The 21004-nt window shown below is 64.3% G+C and carries 11 protein-coding genes and 1 pseudogene; 2 read left to right on the top strand and 10 right to left on the bottom strand.

Features of this window, described 5'->3' with window-relative positions:
* Positions 1-2: 2 nt before the first annotated feature.
* Positions 3-2759: a TonB-dependent receptor plug domain-containing protein gene (locus tag AC1KVG_RS12765; protein WP_481094650.1), complete on the bottom strand. Its 2757-nt coding sequence runs from the start codon at positions 2757-2759 to the stop codon at positions 3-5.
* Positions 2760-3254: 495 nt separating this feature from the next.
* Positions 3255-5612, bottom strand: a complete 2358-nt coding sequence (locus AC1KVG_RS12760) for a glucosidase family protein (protein ID WP_481094630.1) — start codon at positions 5610-5612, stop codon at positions 3255-3257.
* Positions 5613-5790: 178 nt separating this feature from the next.
* Here AC1KVG_RS12760 and AC1KVG_RS12755 point away from each other — a divergent pair.
* Positions 5791-6013 (top strand): annotated as a pseudogene (locus tag AC1KVG_RS12755) (peptidase S53); the annotation flags it as partial.
* 280 nt (positions 6014-6293) lie between these two features.
* Positions 6294-7376, top strand: coding sequence for a DUF5694 domain-containing protein (locus tag AC1KVG_RS12750; RefSeq protein ID WP_481094629.1), 1083 nt, complete (start codon positions 6294-6296; stop codon positions 7374-7376).
* Positions 7377-8078: 702 nt separating this feature from the next.
* On the opposite strand, the gene AC1KVG_RS12745 is transcribed toward AC1KVG_RS12750, so the two are convergent.
* The 8 genes from AC1KVG_RS12745 to AC1KVG_RS12710 form a co-directional block, all read right to left on the bottom strand.
* The gene (locus AC1KVG_RS12745; protein ID WP_115040378.1) at positions 8079-8375 is read right to left on the bottom strand and encodes a flagellar basal body rod protein FlgC; all 297 of its coding nucleotides are present in this window, start codon (positions 8373-8375) and stop codon (positions 8079-8081) included.
* A 232-nt stretch (positions 8376-8607) separates the two neighbouring features.
* On the bottom strand, positions 8608-10245 hold the full coding sequence (locus AC1KVG_RS12740; protein WP_481094628.1) for a DUF5597 domain-containing protein: 1638 nt from the start codon (positions 10243-10245) through the stop codon (positions 8608-8610).
* Positions 10245-12593, bottom strand: coding sequence for a S9 family peptidase (locus AC1KVG_RS12735; RefSeq protein WP_481094627.1), 2349 nt, complete (start codon positions 12591-12593; stop codon positions 10245-10247). The genes AC1KVG_RS12740 and AC1KVG_RS12735 overlap by 1 nt, the downstream gene beginning before the upstream one ends.
* The gene (locus AC1KVG_RS12730) at positions 12583-14169 is read right to left on the bottom strand and encodes an APC family permease (RefSeq protein ID WP_481094626.1); all 1587 of its coding nucleotides are present in this window, start codon (positions 14167-14169) and stop codon (positions 12583-12585) included. The genes AC1KVG_RS12735 and AC1KVG_RS12730 overlap by 11 nt, the downstream gene beginning before the upstream one ends.
* Before the next feature lie 65 nt (positions 14170-14234).
* Positions 14235-16100 carry a DUF885 domain-containing protein gene (locus tag AC1KVG_RS12725; RefSeq protein WP_481094625.1) on the bottom strand — a complete coding sequence of 622 codons (1866 nt, stop codon included), beginning with the start codon at positions 16098-16100 and terminating at the stop codon, positions 14235-14237.
* Complete coding sequence (locus tag AC1KVG_RS12720) at positions 16097-17914, bottom strand: DUF885 domain-containing protein (protein WP_481094624.1); 1818 nt, start codon at positions 17912-17914, stop codon at positions 16097-16099. The genes AC1KVG_RS12725 and AC1KVG_RS12720 overlap by 4 nt, the downstream gene beginning before the upstream one ends.
* A gap of 116 nt (positions 17915-18030) precedes the next feature.
* Complete coding sequence (locus tag AC1KVG_RS12715; protein WP_115040382.1) at positions 18031-19230, bottom strand: M24 family metallopeptidase; 1200 nt, start codon at positions 19228-19230, stop codon at positions 18031-18033.
* Positions 19227-20843 carry an aldehyde dehydrogenase family protein gene (locus AC1KVG_RS12710; protein ID WP_481094623.1) on the bottom strand — a complete coding sequence of 539 codons (1617 nt, stop codon included), beginning with the start codon at positions 20841-20843 and terminating at the stop codon, positions 19227-19229. Before AC1KVG_RS12710 ends, AC1KVG_RS12715 begins: the two co-directional genes overlap by 4 nt.
* Positions 20844-21004 lie beyond the last annotated feature (161 nt).

The following is a 21004-nucleotide window of genomic DNA, read 5'->3' as shown; positions in this document are numbered from 1 at the left end:
CTTCAAAACTCCACCCGCAACCTGCTCCAGAAGTAACGGCCCAAAGTGTCGTAGGTGGTGGCATCGGTGTTGGCCGCATTGGAGTAGCTGTAGAACCGCGGTGGCGCGCGATTAGCGAGGTTATCCACGCCCAGCGCGAGCGTGCTATGCAGCGACGCGATTTTCCGGCTCAGCGAGGCGTTGTGATAGACCACCGACCCGATCGGAAAGTAACGGCAGCTGCCATCGGCTTCGGTGTCGGCGCAAAAATCGTCGTACGCGCTTCCGTTGACGGTACGGCCCAGATAGCGGGTGGTCCAGCTTGCATGCCACGGCCCGTTGTCCCAGGCCAGATTGGCCACCGCACGCCAGCGCGGCATGTTGCCCCAACTGGAATTTTCGCCAACATAGTTATGCGTTTCACCGGCAAAACGAAAGCTGGAGAAGAAGGTCGCGTCCAGACCGGCAGAGAAATCGCCCCAAGCGGTCTCGGCCAGCGTGTAGTGGATCCCGGCATCGTAGCCGCGGATATCCACCTTGCCGCTATTGTAGGAAAACGGCACCGACACGCGGGTCAGCTGGCCAGCCGCATCGCGCTGAATCAACGGGCAGAACGCGGCGTCGCGTCCCTCGAAGCAATCGTTGACCACTTGCTGCAGGCCTACGCCGGACAGCATGTCGTCCAGCACCACGCGCCAGCTGTCCACGTTGAGCGACAAGCCGGGCATCCGATCCGGGTCGTAGACGAGGCCGACGTTGTAGGAGCGACCGCGCTCGGGCTTGAGCTGAAAACCGACGTTGTTCGCACCCGACGTCACCACATCGAACTGCGCAGTGTTGCGGAAGCTGCCATCGTTGGGCACGTTCGCGCAGGCCGGATTGGGCGTGCCGGTGAAGCCTTCGCAAGGGTCCTGGAAATCGCCGGTGTTATCCACCACAGCCGTGTACGGCGAGCCATACAGATCCCCCAGCGCCGGCGCGCGAAACACCTGCGAGCCGGTCGCGCGCACCAGCAGGTTGGCGATCGGCCGCCATTCGATGCCGACCTTGCTGTTGGTGGTGGCGCCCCAGGCGTCGTACTTTGAATACCGCGAACCGAGATTGAGATTCAGGCTGTTGGCAAACGGCACCTCTTTCAATAGCGGCACCAGCAGTTCTGCATACGCTTCGCGTACCGATTCGTCGCGCCCCTGCTTGAGGATGCAGCCATCGTTGTAGTCGCAATTGCCGTCGGCATCGGCAGCCGCCACCTCGCTGCTGGTGCCTTGCGCAAACTTATTGGTGCGATAGACCAGGCCGACGGCGGCCTGCACCGTCCCGGCCGGCAGTTCGAACAGATCGCCGTTGGCGCTGATATCGACAAAGCGCATCTGGCTCTCGTCGATCAGATCCACCGGCCGCTGGGTGCCGCGCAACGCGGCGATGGTGGCCGGGTCGTTGGGGTTGAAGATATTGATCGGCGTGCAGCCAGCAATCACCGCACCCGGCGCACCGCACTTGACCACCCCATCGCTGTCAAGGAACGAGGCACCCACCGCGTTGTTCAACGCAGAAGTGATCGAAAACCCGGTGCGCACCAAGGTGTCCTTGTAGCGCGCATAGCCGGCTGCGGCGTCCCATTGCCAACTGGTGCCTTCCACGCGCCCGCGCAGCCCGGCCACGATGTTGGTCTGGAACATCGTCGCAGTGTAGACGCGCGTATTGGCTTGCGTGGAGCGCAACAGATAGCGGTCCAATTGATCGCCGAACGGGTTGTAGTAATTGTCGGCCGCACCCTGCATCTCCATGCCGAACGCATCCAGCCGCGAGGTGGTCTTGCTGCGGGTCCAGAACACGTCCATGTAGCCCTGCACGTTCGGGGTGAACTCGAAACTGCCGTGCAACGAGGCGTTGGTGCGCTCGATCGGCGTGATCAGATACTGCGCATCGTAGACGTTGTAGCTGTCGGTCGCGCGTTGATAAGGGCGAAACGCATCTTCACCTACAGCGCCAGGTGCAACGCCCTCTGCGGGTGTGAGCACGCGCCCATCGTTCAAGAACGCGCGCGTGTTGCCGCCACGGATTTCGCTGACCTGGCCGTCGAGATATTCCACTGCCTTGGCCGCGTAGCCGCGATCGCGGTTGAACACCGGGTTCATCGAATTGCGACTGAGCCCGAGAATCAGCCCGCCGCGCTCCCAGGTCTTGCCCCATTCCACCCCCAGCGTGCGGCTGTTGGCATCGCCATGCGTGCTCTGTGCGTAATCGACCGTGGCGGCAAAACCGTCGTACTTGTCCTTGAGAATGATGTTGACCACGCCGCCGATCGCATCGGAGCCATACACCGACGAGGCTCCATCGGTGAGCACTTCCACCCGCTCCACCATCGATGCCGGAATCGCGTTGACGTCCACGCCCGGCGCCGAGGCCACGCTGCTAGCAGGACCGGCCATGCGATGACCGTTGACCAGCACCAGGGTGCGTTCGGGCCCCAGATTGCGCAGCGACACCAGCGCGCGGCCATGGCTGAAGCCGGAGTTGAGCGCCGGGCCCGGCATGAAGCCGGCCATCGCCGGCAATTGCTGCAGCAACTGGCCAAGCGTGCTCTTGCCGCTGTCTTCGATGCGCTGCCGGTCGACCACGATGACCGGGCTGGCCGTCTCTACATCCACGCGGCGCAGATGGGTACCGGTGACGTTGATCTGATCCAGGGTCTGGGTGGCGTCGTCGTCGGGTGTGCGCTGCTGTGCGCCTGCCGGCACTGCAACGATGGACAAGACCAGGATAATTGCCTTGACCAACGGATGACGCGTGGAAACAAGGGGTTGCGACAGAAAGGCGGAGCGGCTGGGCGACATCGGAATTCCTTGTGCTTTCGTGGGGACAACGGCCAACCTGCGCGCACGGCCAAGCCGCACTGCGACAGCGCAAGATGAGAGATCGATCGCGACAAACACGACACCAGTGAGTTGCCGCACGAAGCGGCAACTATCCAAGCAAGACGACGACGCTGCTCTCCCCCTGAGAGCACGTGACCAATCGATGACAGATCACGTCAAAAAATCTTGCGGCAACGCCTCGGCGCCGTCTTGACGAATTTATCCGGCAGCCATGCGGAAATTCACGTGCTTGTGTCGACATGTCGACATCACGGCCAACACCGTGGCGCGATCAGCGCAGCTGACATGGAAAGCAACCAGCTTACCGAGCGCACAAGATCCCGCGATCGACGCCACCGACGCCACGCTGTACCCAGCGCGCGCCGCGTGCCGATTCCGGCACTGCGGCACGGTGCGTCACACGTACCACGCCTGCACCTTCACCACGGCAGCGCTGCCAGACAACGCCACGCGATCCGCATGTGGGCCTTGCAGGCGTGCAGGCTTGCCGTCCACGAGCACACGCTCCAGCCGCGTGCCTTGTGGCGCACGCAAGGTCAGCCAGGTGCGCTTGGGGGCCTGCTCCGGCAGTTGCACCTGTGCATCGATACGGCGCGCATCGACATCCGTACGCAGCGTCAGCGTGACCTTGCCCCAACGCGTCGGCGCTGCGGTGATACCGACTGTTGCACCGCTGCCCAACCAGGCACGCGGAAGCGCACGCGCAAGAAATAACTGCTCGCCGGCGCTGTCGTCGCTGACCAGCATCCAGCGCAGCAGCAGCGGGATAGTCATCTGCGCGGGAATGCAGAACAACGGCATGCCGCCGGTGATGCCGCTGACTTCGCCCGCTGTCCAGCTGCCGCGCGTATGCACCTGGTAGCGGTGCGCATAGACGAACAACAGATACTCTTCGATGCGATCCAGGCGCAGCAGCTGTTGCGCATAACCGTAGGAAATGAATCCAAGCAGATCGCGGCTGCCCGGCTCCGGCGGCGCGATATTGGCGACCACGCCAATGCTGGTGCCACCATGGCCGCGCAGGCAATCGATCACCAGGTGAGCCAACTCGTCCGGCAACACATCGGCCTGCAACAGTTCAGCGTAGGCGCGGTGCGGCCATTGCTGCTCGCTGGGTTTTTCCTGCAGTAGCGATTGGCGAAAGGTGAGTTTGGCGCCAGGCAATGGGCCGACATAGGGCGGCGATACATCGCGGCGCACATTGGCACGCAGGCTGGCTTCCAACCGCGTGCGCAATTGTTTGGCACGGCGCTGCCATTGGTTGGCCAAACCGGCATCGCCACCGAGCGTGCTCCAGACCTGCGCGATGTCTTCCCAACCGCGAATCGTCAGTGCGCTATTGGCGTAATACGGTTTCCACCACAGCGACGGATCCGGAAACAGACAGGCATCGGATTCGTTCCAGCCGTGCAGCAGGCCATGGCCATGCGCGTTGCGCGGTAATGCCAGCGCCTGGTCGTGCAGCTCGCACAGCAGCTGCGCGGTGGCGGCGATCTTGGGCAGCAAGCGGCGCAGCCGCGCCGCATCGCCGGTATAGCGCAGATAGCGCGCCAGCAGCGACAGGGTCAGCCCGAACTGCCCGACCTCCGGCCCGCGCATGTTCGGCAGGCCATCGTCCTGCACGAAGGCGTCGAAATAATTGTCCAGCACCGCCGCAGCCTGCGCGAAGCGGCCCCATTCCAGATTGGCGTAGAACGAACTGGTGAAGGTGTCCTGGAAACCGTCGTACTCGTTGCCGTAGTAGTCGCGCTCCACCGCGCCGTACTTGGGGTAATCGCCACCGGGCCGCACCACCAGCTCACGCACGAACGCGAACTGCGCCATGTCGTTCCAGCTGGCATCGGGCAGCTGCGCCTGCACCGTACCGTCCAGGGCCTGCTGCCAGTACGCGGCGAAATCGATCAACGCGGCGTAGAACTGTTCGGCGGTGGCCTCTTTTCGCGAAGGCGCGAACGCGGGATAGCTGTGCGTGTAATGCACGCCAACGATCTCGCCGCCGCGCACATGCATCGTGCGATGCCAGGTCTGCACCACGAAGCGATCGCTGGCACGCACGTCGGCAAAGACCAGTACGTCGTACCAGGCATCGGCCCCGCCCTCGCGGCGCATCACCTTGCGCACTGCCGGCATCCACCCGCCCAGCATGCCTTCCTCGCGGCGCTTGATCAGCGCCTCTTCGCCCAACTCGGCAAACGCCTGTTCAGGGCGCGAGGTGCGGCTGCGGCCATTGGGCAGGATCGGCATGGTGTCCAGGCTTTCGCGCGTGCCGACAAACGTGGTCCACGGCCAGCGCCCACCGTTGTCCTTGGGGTCGAGCAGCGAGGCCGGTGGCGGCGCGACATCGCGCACCTGCGCCTCGTCCGGGTCGCCATCGCGCAGCAGGCGGTCGGCAAGCAGATCCGCCTCGGCCATCGCCACCTCCGCCAGCGACATGCCGAAGTACGGCTTGCCCTCGGCCGGATAGGCAGGCTCGGTGCGTTTGTCCAGGCGCAGCATGCCGGCCTCGGTCCACAGCGTCAGCTGGCCCTGCGGGTTGTCGAGATGCTCGTAGACGGTCCAGTCCTGCTGCAGATGCCGAAAGCGGCACAGCGTGCTGCCGACATGCGCGGCGGAGGGGAGTGGTTCCAGGCGTGGCAGGGCCGGTGGTGGCAGCGTCGTCGGCGTTTGCAGTGTCCCCGGCATTGCGATCGCAGCACCTGCACCCACCACCGCGGTCGCTGCCATGCCCTGACGCAAAAACGTTCTACGGTCCATCGTTGCGCCCCGAAGTGATCTCTGCCCCATCGTGCGGGACAACGCGCCCGGCGTCTTGTGGCACGTGTCCGGCACCTGTGCGGAAATCTGCACACAAGCGGGCATCGATCGACTCACAGTTGTGCCTGCTGCGATGCCGAGCCTGCTGTCTGCAGTTTTATACACAACCGGCGGTAATGGCGGCACCAGCGCCGCCCTGCCGGCGTGGGCTGCGTGATTGGCACGGATCTCGCTGCAATCGCAGCCAACCCAGCGTTGTGGTGCAGCACCTGTCTGGCCAACCCGATGCCTTCCGCGACAGCGGCGATGGCGGCAACGGCGGCTTCCGTGCGTCGGACGGACGGGATGCCAACGCCGGACTCGGCGTACCCGACGGTGCGCGCCTGCCAGCATTGCTCAAACACGCAGGATGTCGGCTGCACCGGCTGGCGCGCTGCCATAGCAGCCACGTGCAGCGCCTGCTTGTCGCCCCTGCCATTTGGCCAAGTGACTTTTCGGCCACGCCCGAGTGTGCGGTGACCGCCACACTGCGGCACAGACGCAAGCTGCATCGTCGCCAGACAGCCGCGCAGCCATCACCCGTACACAAGGAACGTCATGCAGCCACAGCCACCTCGCATCTCGCACATTGCCCGCGCGGCAGCACGGGTTGTTGACACCAGTGCGCACTCCGCCAAGCTGTTGAAACGTTCAGCGCGTTACTTGCTGTGGCTGGCCTTGATCGCGCCCTGCATCGCACACGCGCAGGTCGATCTGTCGCAGCTGGATGCCGAGATGGCCGCCCCACGCACCCAGATACTGGTCCTAGGCAGCGTGCACTTGTTACAGTTGCCCAAGGGCAGCGACATCGGTGCGGCGCGCTTGCAACCGTTGATGGACCGGCTGGCCGCCTACAAGCCGACCATCATCACCGTAGAGAATCTTTCGGGAGAAACCTGCGATCTGATGCGGCGCCATCCTGCAGTCTATTTGCCGGAAGACAGTGCGACCTATTGCCCCGACACCAGCGACGCGGCACGTGCCACCGGGCTGGACGTTCCCACCGCGCTAGGCCAGGTACGCGCAGCGCTCGGCACCTTGCCGAGCGCGCCCACACCGGCACAGCGTCGACACCTGGCCGCGCTGTTTCTGGCCTCCGGCGATCCGTCGTCTGCGCTGGTGCAATGGTTGCAGCTTGCGCAGGCCGAACAGCGCAGCGGCGATGGCCTGGATGCGGCGTTGGTGACGCGACTGCGCGCCATGGAAACTCGCCCGAACGAGAGCGACCAGATCGCGGCGCGACTGGCCGCAAAGCTCGGCTTGCAGCGCGTCTACCCGGCCGACGATCACACCGGCGACAACGTGGACCTGGGCGACCCTGTCGCATACGGCAAGGCCATCCAGGCGGCGTGGGACAAGGCCGCACCGCGTGCGAACGCCATGCGTGAGCGCGAAGACCAACTGGCCAGCGAAGGCAAATTGCTGGAGCTCTATCGCGCGATCAACCTGCCGGCCAGCCAGCAGTTGGCCATCGCAGTGGATTTTCGCGCGGCATTGAGCGAGGGCTCGCCACAACGCTACGGCTACCGCTACATGTCCGGCTGGGAGATCCGCAATCTGCGCATGGTCTCCAATGTGCGTGCCAGCTTTGCCGAACATCCCGGCGCCCGCGTGCTCGCAGTGGTCGGCGCCATGCACAAGCCCTGGTTCGACAACTGGCTAGGACAACTGCAGGGCGTGGATATCGTCGATGCGGCGCAGGTATTAGGCACTGAAGGGCAGTGAGTACAACGACTTCAGCATGACGCTCTAGGTCAAAAGCCTAGTCAGTCGAGGGCGCGGTGCCCTCACCGCTCGCGGGACACGCCGCAAGTACGTCCATGTAGGCTCGGTGGCGGCATCCATGCCGCCACACGGTCCCGCAATCGGCGAGGACACCGCACCAGAGAGTTCATTGGTTGCTTTCTTGCAAGCAGAGTTAATAGGTTGCTTTCTTACAAACTTGGCCGTTGATCTGCTTGCGTTGGAAGGATGACAAAACGCGCCGTTATCCGAACGCGGACGTCATGCCTTGCTTGCACCATGCACACCGACACTCTCGACTGGTCCTTGCCCGCCCACCGTCGCGGGACCTTACGCGGCATGGATGCCGCGTAAGAGCCTACACGGACGTACTTGCGGCGTGTCCCGCGACGGTGGGCGGGCAAGGGCCCTGCAGCAAACCCACAGATCATCCGCTCTGCAACTGATCTACCCGCACTGTCCAATCACGTTAAAAATCGAAAGGAACATGCGTTGGTGGCCGAGCTGGAACCGGGCGATGTCGAGTCGTTCATCGACACTGCCGGGCGAAGCAGCCAGCGATTTACCGACTCAACGACCTGCAGAGCGTGAACCTCGAGCCAGCTACCACTAGATACGACATCAGACTGAAGGCCCTGCACTCGATGCAACAGATCGACAACGGCCGTCGTCCACTCCGAGCTCTCAGCTCAATACGTCCAACAAGCTACCCAGCATCTCGTCGGAGCGCCGTAGCGCAGTGGCGTTGGCCTGGAAATCGTTGCGTGCCGATAGCCCTTCGACCAGATCAGTGGCTGGCGCAGAAGGATCGGAGCTGGCATCGACCACGCTGGCCGCCACTCCACCATTGGCTTGCGTGCTGGCCGCAACGGCCTGACGCGGACTGCCGTCCACCGGCTGGCGTGCCACATTGCTGGCGGCCACCTGCTGCCGCAGCGCGGCGACCTGCATTCCGGAACTGGCGATGGGACTGATGCTCATGGTGGCTCCGGTGCAGAAACTGAGAAAAAACCGATGATGTTTGTTTACCGACCAATCAGCACAATCGTTGCTGGCAAACGCGCTGTGCTGCTGTCGCTCTTACGCCATCCAAGCCGCGTGGCAAGCGTTCCTTACGTGAGGACAACCGGCGGACAGAAACTGCAATCCAGGTCTAGCACTCACCGATTCCGACCACACCCGCCACACGGCTGCGTAGTCGCCTCACGCACGCTCAATACGTGCCGACCCGCACACGCAGCACCACAGGCACCTCGCCCGCCGCATCCACACGACCGAAGTTGAGCCCGTAGTCGGTCTGGTCGCCGTTGAGCTGTCTTTCGACCTGCCAGCGCCCGTCCACATACCGCCCCTGCTCCACCCGCAACAGTTGTCCATGACGGGTATCGGCCGCGTCGCGGAAAAATTCAATGCGCGCGGCCATGCCGGTGACCAGGAACTCCTCCGGCCCCAGCTGCGCCACCAGCAGCCGGCCGGCGTGGTCGTCGTTGCCGGGCAGGATCGCCGGCGCATCGCCCCACATCGGCGCGCCGAACGACACCTTGGCCGCCCAGTCGCCGAAGCGCAGCGTGCGTTGCGGCGCGCCGGGCTGTTCGGCCACCGCCTGCAGCCGGCCGTAGAAGGCCGCCTGGGCCAGGATCCGCTGCAACGGCGCCAGCAACTTGAAGTTGGCCGCATGCGCAGCGATCGCGGCGCGGTTGGCGGCGCTGTCCTGGTTGCCATCCATGCCGAACACCGAAAAACCGATCCCGCCCTGCCCCAGCACATGGAACAGATACGGCGCCGTGGCCGCTTCGAAGCCGGTCTCCGAGACCCAGGCCGGATTGTTCGGCCGCGCGTACTGGCCGATGACCTTGGTGTACTCGTTGTAGTCGTTGGTATAGATATCGGTGCCGATGAAGTCGATCGACGGCGTGGCCGCGCGCCACAGCGCGAACATGTTCACCGTCGCACCACCGGACGGGTAGTCCAGCCCTGGATAGCGTTTGCCCTTGTAGCGCAGCCAGGTGTTGACGTAGAGCGGCAGCGGATAGGCGCGCTTGCCGGCCGCAGCCACCTGTTCGATATACGCCGCGGTGGCATGCGCATTGAAGGCCTCGGCGGCTTCGGCACCGAACAGCTGCTGCCAGCTGCCCTGCGGTTTACCCAGCGCTTGCGCGATTGCGGCAGGCACGGGCTGCGCGAACGCCGCCTCACCGGCCGGGCCATGATCGCGCACAGTGCCGATCGCACCAGGCTCGTTTTCCACCTGCACCAGGATCACCGTGTGGCGCTCGCCATCGACCTTGCGCAGGTGCTGCATCAACGCGGTGAACGCACGCGCATCGGCCTGTACGTTGGCGGCCACATGCGGTGACAACACATCCACCGGTTCGCCATTGGCATCGCGCATCCGCGGGTAGGTGGCCTCGTCGCGCTTGATCCACTCCGGCACGTAGTGCATCTGGCCATTCTTCCAGCTGCCGAACCACAACAACGCCACACGCAGACCACGCTTGCGCGCGCCGGCAATCAAGGCATCCACGTTGGTGGTATCGAAGCGCCCCGGCGCCGGCTCGAACTGCTCCCAATACACCGGTGCTTCCACCGTGTTGGCATGCAGCGCCACTACTTCGTCCAGCGCCTTGGGCAGCACGGCCGGCCAGGCGCTGGAGTTGTGCAGCTGCGCAGCCAGTATGGTGTAGGGCGCGCCATCGACGAACACCGCATGGCGGCCATTTTGGGTAACGAAGCGCGGCAGGTCTTCTGCATTGGCCAGCAGCGGCGCGCTACCGGCCAACACCGCGAGCGACCACAGCAGGCCTGCGATACGGCCGCGCGGTTGCGCCATTTTTCGGGCAAACAAACACATCATCGGGCCTCCGACGTTAGTGAGTTCCAATGCGGTGTGAGTTCATGGCGCAGATGGCGCACGAAGAAGTCGTACTGGCGGCGCTGCACATAGTCGATCGGCCCGCTGGACCGGCCCACCGAATGCTCGCCGCCAGGCACGTTGAGCAGGTCGAAGTCCTTGCCGCTCTTGATCAACACATCGACCACCTGCGCGGTGGAGGCCGGATCCACGTTGCTGTCCTGCTCGCCGACGATCAGCAGCAGATCGCCTTGCAACTTGGCTGCGTTGACAACGCCCGAGGCCTGCGTATAGCTGGCATCCACCGGCCAACCCATCCACTGCTCGTTCCAGCTGATCTTGTCCATGCGATTGTCGTAGCAACCGGCAAACGCTACGCCCACCTTGTAGAACTCCGGATGGCGTTCCAACGCGCCCAACGTGCTCTGCCCGCCGGCCGAAGCGCCATAGATGCCGACCCGGCCGATATCGTAGGACGGATCTTTTGCGGCCAACGCACGATGCCAGGCGATGCGATCGGGAAAGCCGGAATCGCCAAGGTTTTTCCACGCTACATCATGAAATGCTTTGGAGCGATTGGCGGTGCCCATGCCGTCGATCATCACCACGATAAAGCCCAGATCGGCCTGCGCCTGCATGCCGATCTGCTTGTCGCCACCGGAGTGATAGCCGAACGGCCAGAATGTCTTGGGCACGAAGGAGTCGTGCGGTCCGGCGTAGATGTTCTCGATCACCGGATATTTCTTGCTGGGATCGTAATCGCGCGGGCGCACCACCATGCCCCAGATGTCGGTGCGCCCATCGCGGCCCTTGGCCACGAAGGTCTCCGGTGCGCGCCAGCCGGCTGCCAGCAACTTGTCGATGTTGCCCTGTTCCACTTGCTGCAGCAGTCCGCCATCGATGGCGTGCAGTTCCATCACCGGCGGCAGATCCGGGCGCGAGTAGACATCGACGTAATGCTGGCCGTCTTCTGCAATGGTCACATCGTGATCGGCGTCGGCGTGGGTCAGCCGGGTCAACTGGCGGCCGTCGAAATCCACGCTGTAGAGCTGCCGGTAGTACGGGTCCTTACCGGCATCCATGCCGCTGGCGGTGAACCAGATGCGCCGCTGCGCATCGTCCACACGCAGCACATCGCGCACGATCCACGGCCCCTGGGTGATCTGCTCGATGATCGTGCTGTTGCGGCCGTCGTACAGATACAGATGCCGCCAGCCGTCACGCTCGGAAATCCACAGAACTTCATTGCCGTGCGCGTCCACATCGTGACGAAAACTGCGGTCGGCATAGACGAAGGTGGGTGCATCCTCGCCGACCGCCACATGTGCGCGCCCCGTGGCGGCATCCACCGCGATCACACGCATGCGCTGGAAGCCGCGCTGCACATACTCGAACGTCACGCTGCGGCCGTCGGCACGCCATTGCAGCGGCGACAGTTGGTAAGGCTGATTGAACAGCGCCGTGTCGACATCGGCCCGCGTGCCATCCAGCGCAAACACCACCGGCCGCTCCACATCCACCGCGTCGCCCGGCTTGGGATATAGCTGGGTGCGCAAGACCGGCTGGCCGCCACCTGCAGGCGCAGCCTCCACACGGGTCACGCGGCGGGCAAGGCCGGGACGCACGCGATACACCGCCAGCCGCTGCGAATCCGGCGACCAGGCGATGCTCTCCGGATCGAAATAATCCTCTGCACGACCATCGGTGCTGAGCCGGGTCAGCTGCCCATCGGAAACGCGGCGCAAGACCAAATTCCAGCCATCGGCCAGCGCTTCCCAACGGCCATCGGGCGAACGACGTGGCGTCTTGTCGGCTGGCACTCCAGGGTCGCGCACCACACCGAAGCCGCGTGGACGTGCCTGCGTGCCGGCATCATCGCGTGCGCAGCGGTAGCTCGTCAGCGTGCAACGCCAGATCTCTTCGCCAAGCTCGAAGCGGATCGCAACGGCGTCACCCTCGCCGTCTTCTGCATACGCAAAGCGTTCGAACGGCAACTGCGGCGCCGTGTAGGTCTTACCTGTCGCCGCCTGCAATGCCTGCGCCACACGCAGTTGATCGAAGGCCGGTTTTTTCTGCAGCGTGGCGACGTCCATGCTGACAAAGGCGAATCCGCCAGGCACCGTCTTGCGGTAGTAAAACGCGCCATTGTCCTTCCATTGCGCAGGCCACGCCACGTTCTCGGTCAACGTACTCCATTGCGCGCGCAACCCCAGCGAGCGTTGGTAATCGGCCACGCTTGGCGCTGCCTGCGCAGCAGTCGATAGCACCACGATGCACGCAGCCAACCCATTCCAGCAGCCACGCAACCAGTGCGACACGCGCGCGTCACGGCGCAGCTCACTCGCCATCGTCCTCCTCCAGCGCCAGCTCATCGCTGCGCAAGCCGCTACGCGCGCCCCAGTGGTAAATGAAGAACGCAATCACCGCTACGCTCAAGGTATCGAACGGATGCGCGATCCAGCCATGGCCACCGAACGTACCGGCCCACGACACCGCCATCACCAGCACGAAGAACACGATCAACCACAGCGATGCACGCACCTGCCGCAGCAGGCGTGCACGGCCCTCGCGTGAGGGCAAGCGATACAGCACGTACAGCACGAACGCGAGCACCTGCAGACCGAGCAACCACGACAAGGTGGGCCAGGTGGACCAATAGATGATCAAGGCGGCGACAATGAACGACAGCGGCCCCAGCACCGCAAAACCACGCACGCGAAACGGCCGCTGCAGGTCCGGCGCGCTGCGGCGTAACGCGGCCACGGTGACCGGTGCCACCGCATAGCTCAGCACCAGCGCGGCCGAGACCACGCCGATCAAGGTCTCCCACGACGGGAACGGCAACGTCCAGAAGATCGACAGGCCCAGGCTCAACCACAACGCCGGTCGCGGAATGCCCGATTGCGGATCCACCCGCGTCAGCACCGGCAAGAACCCGCCGCTACGCGCCCAGCCGTACACCACGCGCGGGGTGGCATTCATGTAGATATTGCCGGTGCCGCTGGGCGAGACCATCGCATCGCAGATCACCAACGCGGCCAACCACGCCATGCCCAGGGCCAACGCGATGTCGTGATACGGCAGTGCAAACACCTTGTCGATACCGCTCCACCCCGGCGCCAATTGCGCAGCCGGAATGCTGCCCAGAAACGCCAGCTGCAGCAGCACATAGATCACCGTGGACAAGGCCACCGACAAGATCAAGGCGATCGGAATATTGCGCTGCGGGTCACGCACCTCGCTGGCCACCGACACGATCGGCGTCAGGCCCAGGTAGGCGAAGATGATGCCGCCGGCCGAGATCGCCGCTTCCACCCCGGCCATGCCCGAAGGCGCAAACCCGTGCACGGTGAGATTGCCCGGATTGAAGTGCTTCATCAGCAGCACGATCACCAGGATCGGCACCAGAAACTTGAACACGCTGACGATGTTGTTGGCCAACGCAAAGGTCTTGACGCTGAAATAGTTGAGCAGGAAAAACAGCAGCAGCAATGCCAGCTGTACCAACCAACCCCAGATGCTTGGGTGCGAGCCATTGGCCTGATTGAGCACGGGAAACCACGCCGCCGCATATTGGCGCGCGGCTTCCACTTCGATCGCGATCAAACTGGAAAACGCGATCAAGGTGATGAAGCCGGTCAACGAACCAAGCAAGGCGCCATGCGAATACTCCGGGTAGCGCACCACCCCGCCGGCACGCGGTAATGCCGCGCCTAGTTCGCAATACACCAGCCCCAACAGCAGCACCGCGATGCCACCGAGTATCCACGACAGGATGCCGGCCGGCCCGGCGATGGAAGAGACATGGCTGGCCGAAAACAGCCAGCCCGACCCGAAGATCGAACCCAGCCCGATAAAGGTCAGGTCGGTCAGACTGAGTCGCTTGTGGAACTTGCCTTGCGTGGTCGCACCGTGTGTGGTCATTCGTCGCCCCGAAGAGTGGAAAGCGCGGTTGCTGTTGCGAAAAACGTCGGCGGGTCTTACGTGGATCAGTCGCTGGCAGCCGCCTTGGCATCTGCCGCCGGTGACTCGGCAGCGTCTTCGGCGGCATACGGCGAGACACCACCATCGGCAATGAACCGGTCGATGCGCGCCTCCAGGACCGGCAGCGGCACCGAGCCGGTCTGCAGTACCGCATCGTGGAAATGGCGCAGGTCGAATGTCTCGCCCAAGGCAGCTTCGGCCTTGCGACGCAACTCAAGAATTTTCAACTCGCCCAGGTAGTACGACAGCGCCTGCCCCGGCCAGGCGATATAGCGATCCACCTCGGTGGTGACTTCGTGCTCGCTCAAGGCAGTGTTGTCGCGCAGGTAGGCCTGCGCCTGCGCACGCGTCCAGCCCTTGTGGTGGATGCCGGTGTCGATCACCAAACGGCAGGCGCGCCACATCTGGTAGGTCAGGTAACCGAAGCGATCATAGGGCGTGTCGTACATGCCCATTTCCTGGCCCAGATACTCCGAGTACAAGGCCCAGCCCTCGCCATAGGCGGAGATGAACCCATAGCGGCGGAACTCCGGTAGGCCTTGCGCTTCTGCCGCCAACGGCATCTGCAGTGCGTGGCCGGGCGAGGACTCGTGCAATGTCAGTGCGGTCAGGTTGTACAACGGCCGCGACGGCAGGTTGTAGGTGTTGACCAGATAGATGCCGGGACCGCCACGGCCGCCGGTATAGAACGGCGCCAGTTCCGGCGGCACCGGTTCGATCGCAAAGCGTCGGCGCGGCAACCGGCCGATGTAATCGCCTACTTTGGCATCCACGCGCTTGGCGATCCATGCAGCCTGTTTGAGCAATTCTTCCGGCGTCTTGGCATAGAACTGCGGGTCGCTGCGCAGGAAATGCAGGAACGCAGGAAACACCGCCTGCCCGGCCGGCGGTTTGAAGCCGCTGGCGACGATGGTCTCATCCATCTGCGTGCGCAGCTTGGCCACTTCCTGCAAACCGATCTGATGGATTTGATCGGGGCTCAACTCGAGCGTGGTGAACTCGCGAATCTGCGCGCGGTAGTAGGCCTGGCCATCCGGCAATGCCTCGCCGGCCAGCGTGGTGCGTGCGCGCGGCTGGTACTCGTTGCGGATGAAGTCCAGCAGCTTGGCGTAGGCCGGTAGCACCTGCGCATCGATGGTCTGCACTGCTTGTTGCCGCAGTTGCGCCTGTACGTCGGCCGGCAGCGTCGCCGGCATCTGCTTGAACGGTGCATAGAACGGATTGGCCTCGCCCTTGGCCTGCACCACATCGGCAATGGATTGGTCGCGCCCGGTCAGTGTCACCTTGGGCTGGCTGAAACCACGCGCCAGGCCGGCACGCATATTGTCGGTGTGTTCGGCGAAATAGCGCGGGATATCTGCCAGCATCTTCAGATAGCGCTGGTAGTCCTCGCGCGTGCGCAACTTGGCCTCGGCGCTGAAGCCCAGATCGCTCCAGAACGCCGAGTCGCTGTTGAACGGCATTTCCCAGGCGCGAAAGTGCTGCTGATCCAGCAACACCAGCAACTGTTGCCGATACACCTGGTAGCTCACCTGATCTTCGGCCGGCAATTGCGCCGACGGAATCGCATCCAGTTCCTTCAAGGCCTGTTGCCAGTACGCGGTGCGCAGGCTTTGCGTGACCACATCGACCTTGGGCAGATGGTCGGACTGCTTGTCTTGCGTGGCCTGATTGTCTTCATCCACCGCGCCGGACAGCTGCGCCTGCCGCCAGCGCCATTCGTGCGTGTACAGCGCTTTGAAACGTGCGGCTGCAGCGTTCTGCGTGGCGGCGACCGGCTCGGCGGCCTGGGCGGCCGCAGCAACGCCATTCACGCTCGCCGCAATCAACAGACTCAATGCGCTCGCGCGTAAAACGCTGCTCGTCTTCATCCGCGTGCCCCCGGCGCAGCTTTGGCCTGTGCAATCCACTGCCGCACGTGTTGCTGCAACATCGCCAGCGGCATCGCGCCGCCGCCGAGCACCGCATCATGGAAGGCGCGCACGTCGAAGCGAGCGCCGAGTTCTTTTTCGGCTTCCGCACGCAGCGCCAGAATCTGCAACTGGCCCAGTTTGTACCCCAGCGCTTGGCCCGGCCAGACGATATAGCGGTCGGTTTCGGACTGGATGCTGGGCTCGTCGTCGGACGGATGCGCGTGGAAGAACTCCACCATCTGCTGACGATTCCAGCGCTTGTAATGCACGCCGGTGTCGAGCACCAGCCGATTGGCCCGCAACAACTCGCCTGAGAGGCGACCGTAATCGTTGTACGGATCCTTGAAGAAGCCGATCTCCTTGCCCAGGCGCTCGGCATACAGCGCCCAGCCTTCGATGTAGGCGTTGTAGCCGGCCTGCTGGCGGAACGGCGGCAATGGCAGCGTCTGCGCAAGCGAGATCTGCAGGTGATGGCCCGGCACGCCCTCGTGATACGCGGTGGTTTCGATGTTGATCAAGGTGCGGCTGGCGAAGTCGCTGGTGTTGACTTTCACGATGGCCGGCTTGGTCCCCTCCGGATTGCTCTGCCAATATTCGGCGCCGGGTGCGCTGCGCCGGAACGCCGGCATCGCCTGTACGTCCAGCGGTGTTTTCGGCAGGTGGCCGAACAGCTTGGGTAACTCAGGTTCCATCGCGGCGATGTACTGGCGGTACTGCTGCAGGATCTGCTCGCTGGAGGTGGCGAAGTGGCGTTTGTCGGTGTCCACCGCCTTGCGGAAGCTGGCCAGATCCGCAAAGCCCTGCGCCTTGGCGATCACCGTCATCTCGCCTTCGATACGCGCGACTTCCTTCAGGCCGATCTGGTGGATCTCCTCCGGTGCCATATCGGTGGTGGTCTGGGTATGGATCGCGTAGCGATAGCGACGCTCACCATCGGGCAGCGACCACACACCTTCCTGCGCGCGCCCTTGTGCGGCGTATTCGTCGCGCACGAACGCGGCCAACTTGCCGTAGGCCGGGCGTACCTGTTGCTCGATCGCAGCGAGTAATTGTTTGCGCAGCGCGTCGCGCTGGTCGGCCGGCACGGCGGCGTCGAGTTTTTTCAGCGGCGAGGCGAACGGGCTCTGCTCGCCGGTCAGCGCGGCGATCTTGTCGATCTGCTCGGGCAGGCGCTCCAGCAAATAACGCGGCTGCACCAGGCCCTCCTTCGCACCCTGGCGCGACACCGCGATCACCTGATCGATCACCGAGGGAACGGTCTGCAGGCGCTTGATGTAGTCCTGATAATCCTTGGCGTTTTCGAACGGAAACGCATCGCCATAGCCTGCCAACCCCAACTGGATACCGCCGATCGGCTCCAGCGGCATCGCATAGGTCTTCAGGTCGATGCCTTCCAGCTTGTCGCGTAATTGGCCGAGCATCATCTGCAGGCTGAGCTGGCGTTGTTCGTCCAGCGCCTTGCTGTCGATCGCCTCGAACTGCTTGAGCAGCTCGGCAGTGGCGCTGCGCTCGGCCTGCACGGCGTCGAGCGAGTAGTCGCTCCAACGATCGTTGTAACGTTTGTCGCCGATGATGCTGGCGAACTCCGGGTTGTGCTGCAGCTGGTACTGCCATTGTTTGTCCAACAGCGCGTCGAAGGCCTTGGCGGCCTGCTCGCTGCTCGGCGCGGAAGTGGCAGCAGCCGTTGTCTCCGCTGCGGGCGGCGCCGGCTTGCAGGCAGTGAACAATGCGGCGGCCAGCAGGCCGATGGCGACAGGACGCAGGTGGTTCATGCGGTTACTCCAAGATGCGAGGACGGCGGTAGGAGCGCGCTTGCGCGCGAGCGGCTTTCTCGGTAACGCCCATCGCGCGCAAGCGCGCTCCTACGGATGCGTTGGCCCGTGCAGGCTCACGCAAACGGTTGGTCGATCGCCAGCGATGGCGGCGTAAACCACTGCGCGCCAGCATCGGTGACATAAAAATGGTCTTCCAGGCGCACGCCGAACTCGCCGGGCACCACGATCATCGGCTCGTTGCTGGCGCACATGCCCGGCTGCAGCGGCTGCGCATTGCCACGCACCAGATACGGTGCTTCGTGGATCGCCAACCCGCAGCCGTGACCGGTGCGATGCGGCAGGCCGGGCAAGCGATAGTCGGGGCCGAGCCCTGCCGCTTCCAGCACGGTGCGCGCCGCCTGGTCCACCGCTTCGCAGGCGACACCGGGGCGTATCGCGGCAAATGCGGCGGCTTGCGCGGCCTGCTCCAGGTCCCAGATGCGCTGTTGTGCAGCGTTGGGCGTGCCGTAACTCCAGGTGCGGGTGATATCGGAGTGATAGCCCTGCACGGTGCAGCCGGTGTCGATCAGCACCAGCTCGCCGTCGCGCAGGTGCTGCACACCGGGAATCCCGTGCGGGAATGAAGTGGCATGGCCGAACTGCACGATGCAGAAGGTGGAGCCGTTGTCCGCGCCCAGCGCGCGATGCGCCTCGTCGATGAAGCGCACCAGTTGATCGGTCCCGATGCCTTCCTGCGCGATGCCGGCGGCCAGCCGCTGCACCAGCAAGGTCATGTCGCAGGCCTGCTGCATCAGCGCCAGCTCGGCCGGCGACTTGCACATGCGGCAGCCATCGATAATGGAGCCGGCATCGCGGATCGCCGTGCCCAGGTGCGCGCGCAGGCCGGTGTGCACGGCAAACGCAATCCCCGGATCCAGCGCCAATGCATGCGCGTGGCGTTCGTCCATCGCCTGCACCGCCAGCGCGTACGGGTCCTCGTGTTCTTCCCACAGATACTTGGCAACTGGAATCTTCAGCACCGCATCCAGCGAGCCTTCTTCGAACGCGGGGCAGATCAAGACCGGGTCGCCATCCAGCGTGAGCAGCAGCGCAACCAGACGCTCGCTTGCACCCCACGGCACGCCGGTGAAATAGCGCAGCGAGGTGCCGGCGCCGACCAGCAATGCATCCACGCCATGCGCGCGCATCAGGCGGCGTGCGCGTTCGATGCGCTGTTGGTATTCGTCGGCGGCGATCGGCGCGGCGCGTTGCGTCCACGGCGTCAATTGCGCGCGTGCCTGTTCCAACGACACCCCGCCGATCTGGCTGCTCATGTGCCAGCTCCGAGATCGGCGCTGCTCCATTGCCCATCCACCAGACGTGCGACACCGCCCGGATTGCGCTGACGCAACTCGGCCGGCAGCAAGGCGTCCGGCACCGCGTCGTAGCTATGCAAGGCAGCAAAACGGCGAATCGAACCGGGCATGCCCACCGCGGTGAACCCCGGATGCCCGGTGCTGGGGAACGGCCCGCCATGATTTTGCGCCGCGCTTACCGCTACGCCGGTCGGCATCTTGCTATTGATCAACCGCCCCACCCGCGCGCGCAGCACCGGTGCGATGACCTGCCAGGCCGCATCGTCGCTGCCATCGACCGCACGATACAAGGTGCCTGTGAGATTGCCTTCGAATGCGGCGGCGACCTGTTGCATCTGCGCAACGTCGCGCGTACGCACCAGCAGGCTCACCGGGCCGAAGGCCTCGGTCTGCAGCGCCTGCGGGTTTGCGATGAATGCCTGCGCATCCACGCTCAACAAGGTCGGCGCGTAGCGATACCCGTCCTCGCCGGTGTGCCCACCGGCAAGCAGCGCGGCGCCGGCAGCGCGCAAGGCCGCCACACCGCGTTGCACGCCTTCCACGCCTGAGCTGGAAAACAGCACCATCGGCATGGCGGCGTCGAAATGCGCCGTGGTCGCGGCAACGAACGCATCGCCCGCTTCGCCGTGCGGCACCACCACCACACCGGGATTGGTGCAGAACTGGCCGCTGCCCAGGGTGCACGAGGAAAAGAATTCCTGCGCCAACGCGGCACCGCGTTCGGCCAGTGCGCCCGGCAGCAGGAACACCGGATTGACGCTGGAGAGCTCCGCATAAAACGGCACACCGGCCGCGTCGGCGGCGGCCTTCAGCGCCAGCCCGCCTGCGCGGCTACCGGTGAAGCCGATCGCCCCCAGCCGCTCATCGCCGGCCAGTCGCACACCTATCGCGTTGTCGAAGTGATACAGCAACTGCACTGCCGCAGCCGGCAGGCCCGCCGCGACCAACGCTGCATGCGCAAGCTGCGCCATGCGCTGGCTGGTGGCCGGATGCAGCGGGTGCGCCTTGGCGATCACCGGGTTGCGCGCGGCAATGGCCGAGGCGAAATCGCTGCCGGCGATCGCATTGAAGGCGAACGGGAAATTGTTCGGGCCAAACACCAACACCGGCTTGCCCAGCGGCGCCAGATGTGAACGCAGATCGGCAGCGGTATCGATGATGGGTTGGGTCCAGCTGTAACTGCGCACTGCCTGTGCGGCCTGGCGCAATTGGCCGCTGGTGCGTGGCAGTTCGTTGCCGCGCAAGCGCGTCGGCGCCGGCAATGCGGTTTCAGCATGCGCAAGCGCAACCAGCGTGTCGGCATCGGCGTCCAGCGCGTCGGCATAGGCGTCCAGAAACGCGGCAATCTGTTCGACCGGCGCTGCCGCAAGCTCTGCTGCCACCGCTTGCGCCGCCGCAATCGCCGTCTCGATGTCGTCCGCACCGCTGACCGGGAATTGCGGCCCGATCGCCTCGCCCGTGGTCGGGTCGGCCGCACGGAAGCTGCCGGTCGCATCGCGGCTGGCTTGCCACTGGCCGGCCAGCAATACCTCGGCCTGCTGCAAGGAGATGGAGTGGATCGTGTCGTTCATTGCGGCACCTTCGGTTGCATGGAACAGTTGCATGAGGACGGACCCTGCGCACCGTGCGGCAGCGGCCGACCAGGAGCGATGAGGATGTCGCAGCGATGCGACATCCTCATCGGCACACGTCTCGCTACACCGGCCGCCACGTCAGCGCGTGACTCCGTGCG

Source organism: Xanthomonas sp. NCPPB 3959, assembly GCF_056675575.1.
Note: the sequence above shows the minus strand (reverse complement) of the source record. Positions and strands in the feature narration are given on the sequence as shown.

What these genes read in the sequence shown, in the direction of transcription:
- AC1KVG_RS12715 (WP_115040382.1), bottom strand. Translation starts at nt 19,230, where the DNA reads ATGAGCAGCCAGATCGGCGGGGTGTCGTTGGAACAGGCACGCGCGCAA.
- AC1KVG_RS12710 (WP_481094623.1), bottom strand. Translation starts at nt 20,843, where the DNA reads ATGAACGACACGATCCACTCCATCTCCTTGCAGCAGGCCGAGGTATTG.
- AC1KVG_RS12760 (WP_481094630.1), bottom strand. Translation starts at nt 5,612, where the DNA reads ATGGACCGTAGAACGTTTTTGCGTCAGGGCATGGCAGCGACCGCGGTG.
- AC1KVG_RS12735 (WP_481094627.1), bottom strand. Translation starts at nt 12,593, where the DNA reads ATGGCGAGTGAGCTGCGCCGTGACGCGCGCGTGTCGCACTGGTTGCGT.
- AC1KVG_RS12720 (WP_481094624.1), bottom strand. Translation starts at nt 17,914, where the DNA reads ATGAACCACCTGCGTCCTGTCGCCATCGGCCTGCTGGCCGCCGCATTG.
- AC1KVG_RS12725 (WP_481094625.1), bottom strand. Translation starts at nt 16,100, where the DNA reads ATGAAGACGAGCAGCGTTTTACGCGCGAGCGCATTGAGTCTGTTGATT.
- AC1KVG_RS12730 (WP_481094626.1), bottom strand. Translation starts at nt 14,169, where the DNA reads ATGACCACACACGGTGCGACCACGCAAGGCAAGTTCCACAAGCGACTC.
- AC1KVG_RS12745 (WP_115040378.1), bottom strand. Translation starts at nt 8,375, where the DNA reads ATGAGCATCAGTCCCATCGCCAGTTCCGGAATGCAGGTCGCCGCGCTG.
- AC1KVG_RS12740 (WP_481094628.1), bottom strand. Translation starts at nt 10,245, where the DNA reads ATGTGTTTGTTTGCCCGAAAAATGGCGCAACCGCGCGGCCGTATCGCA.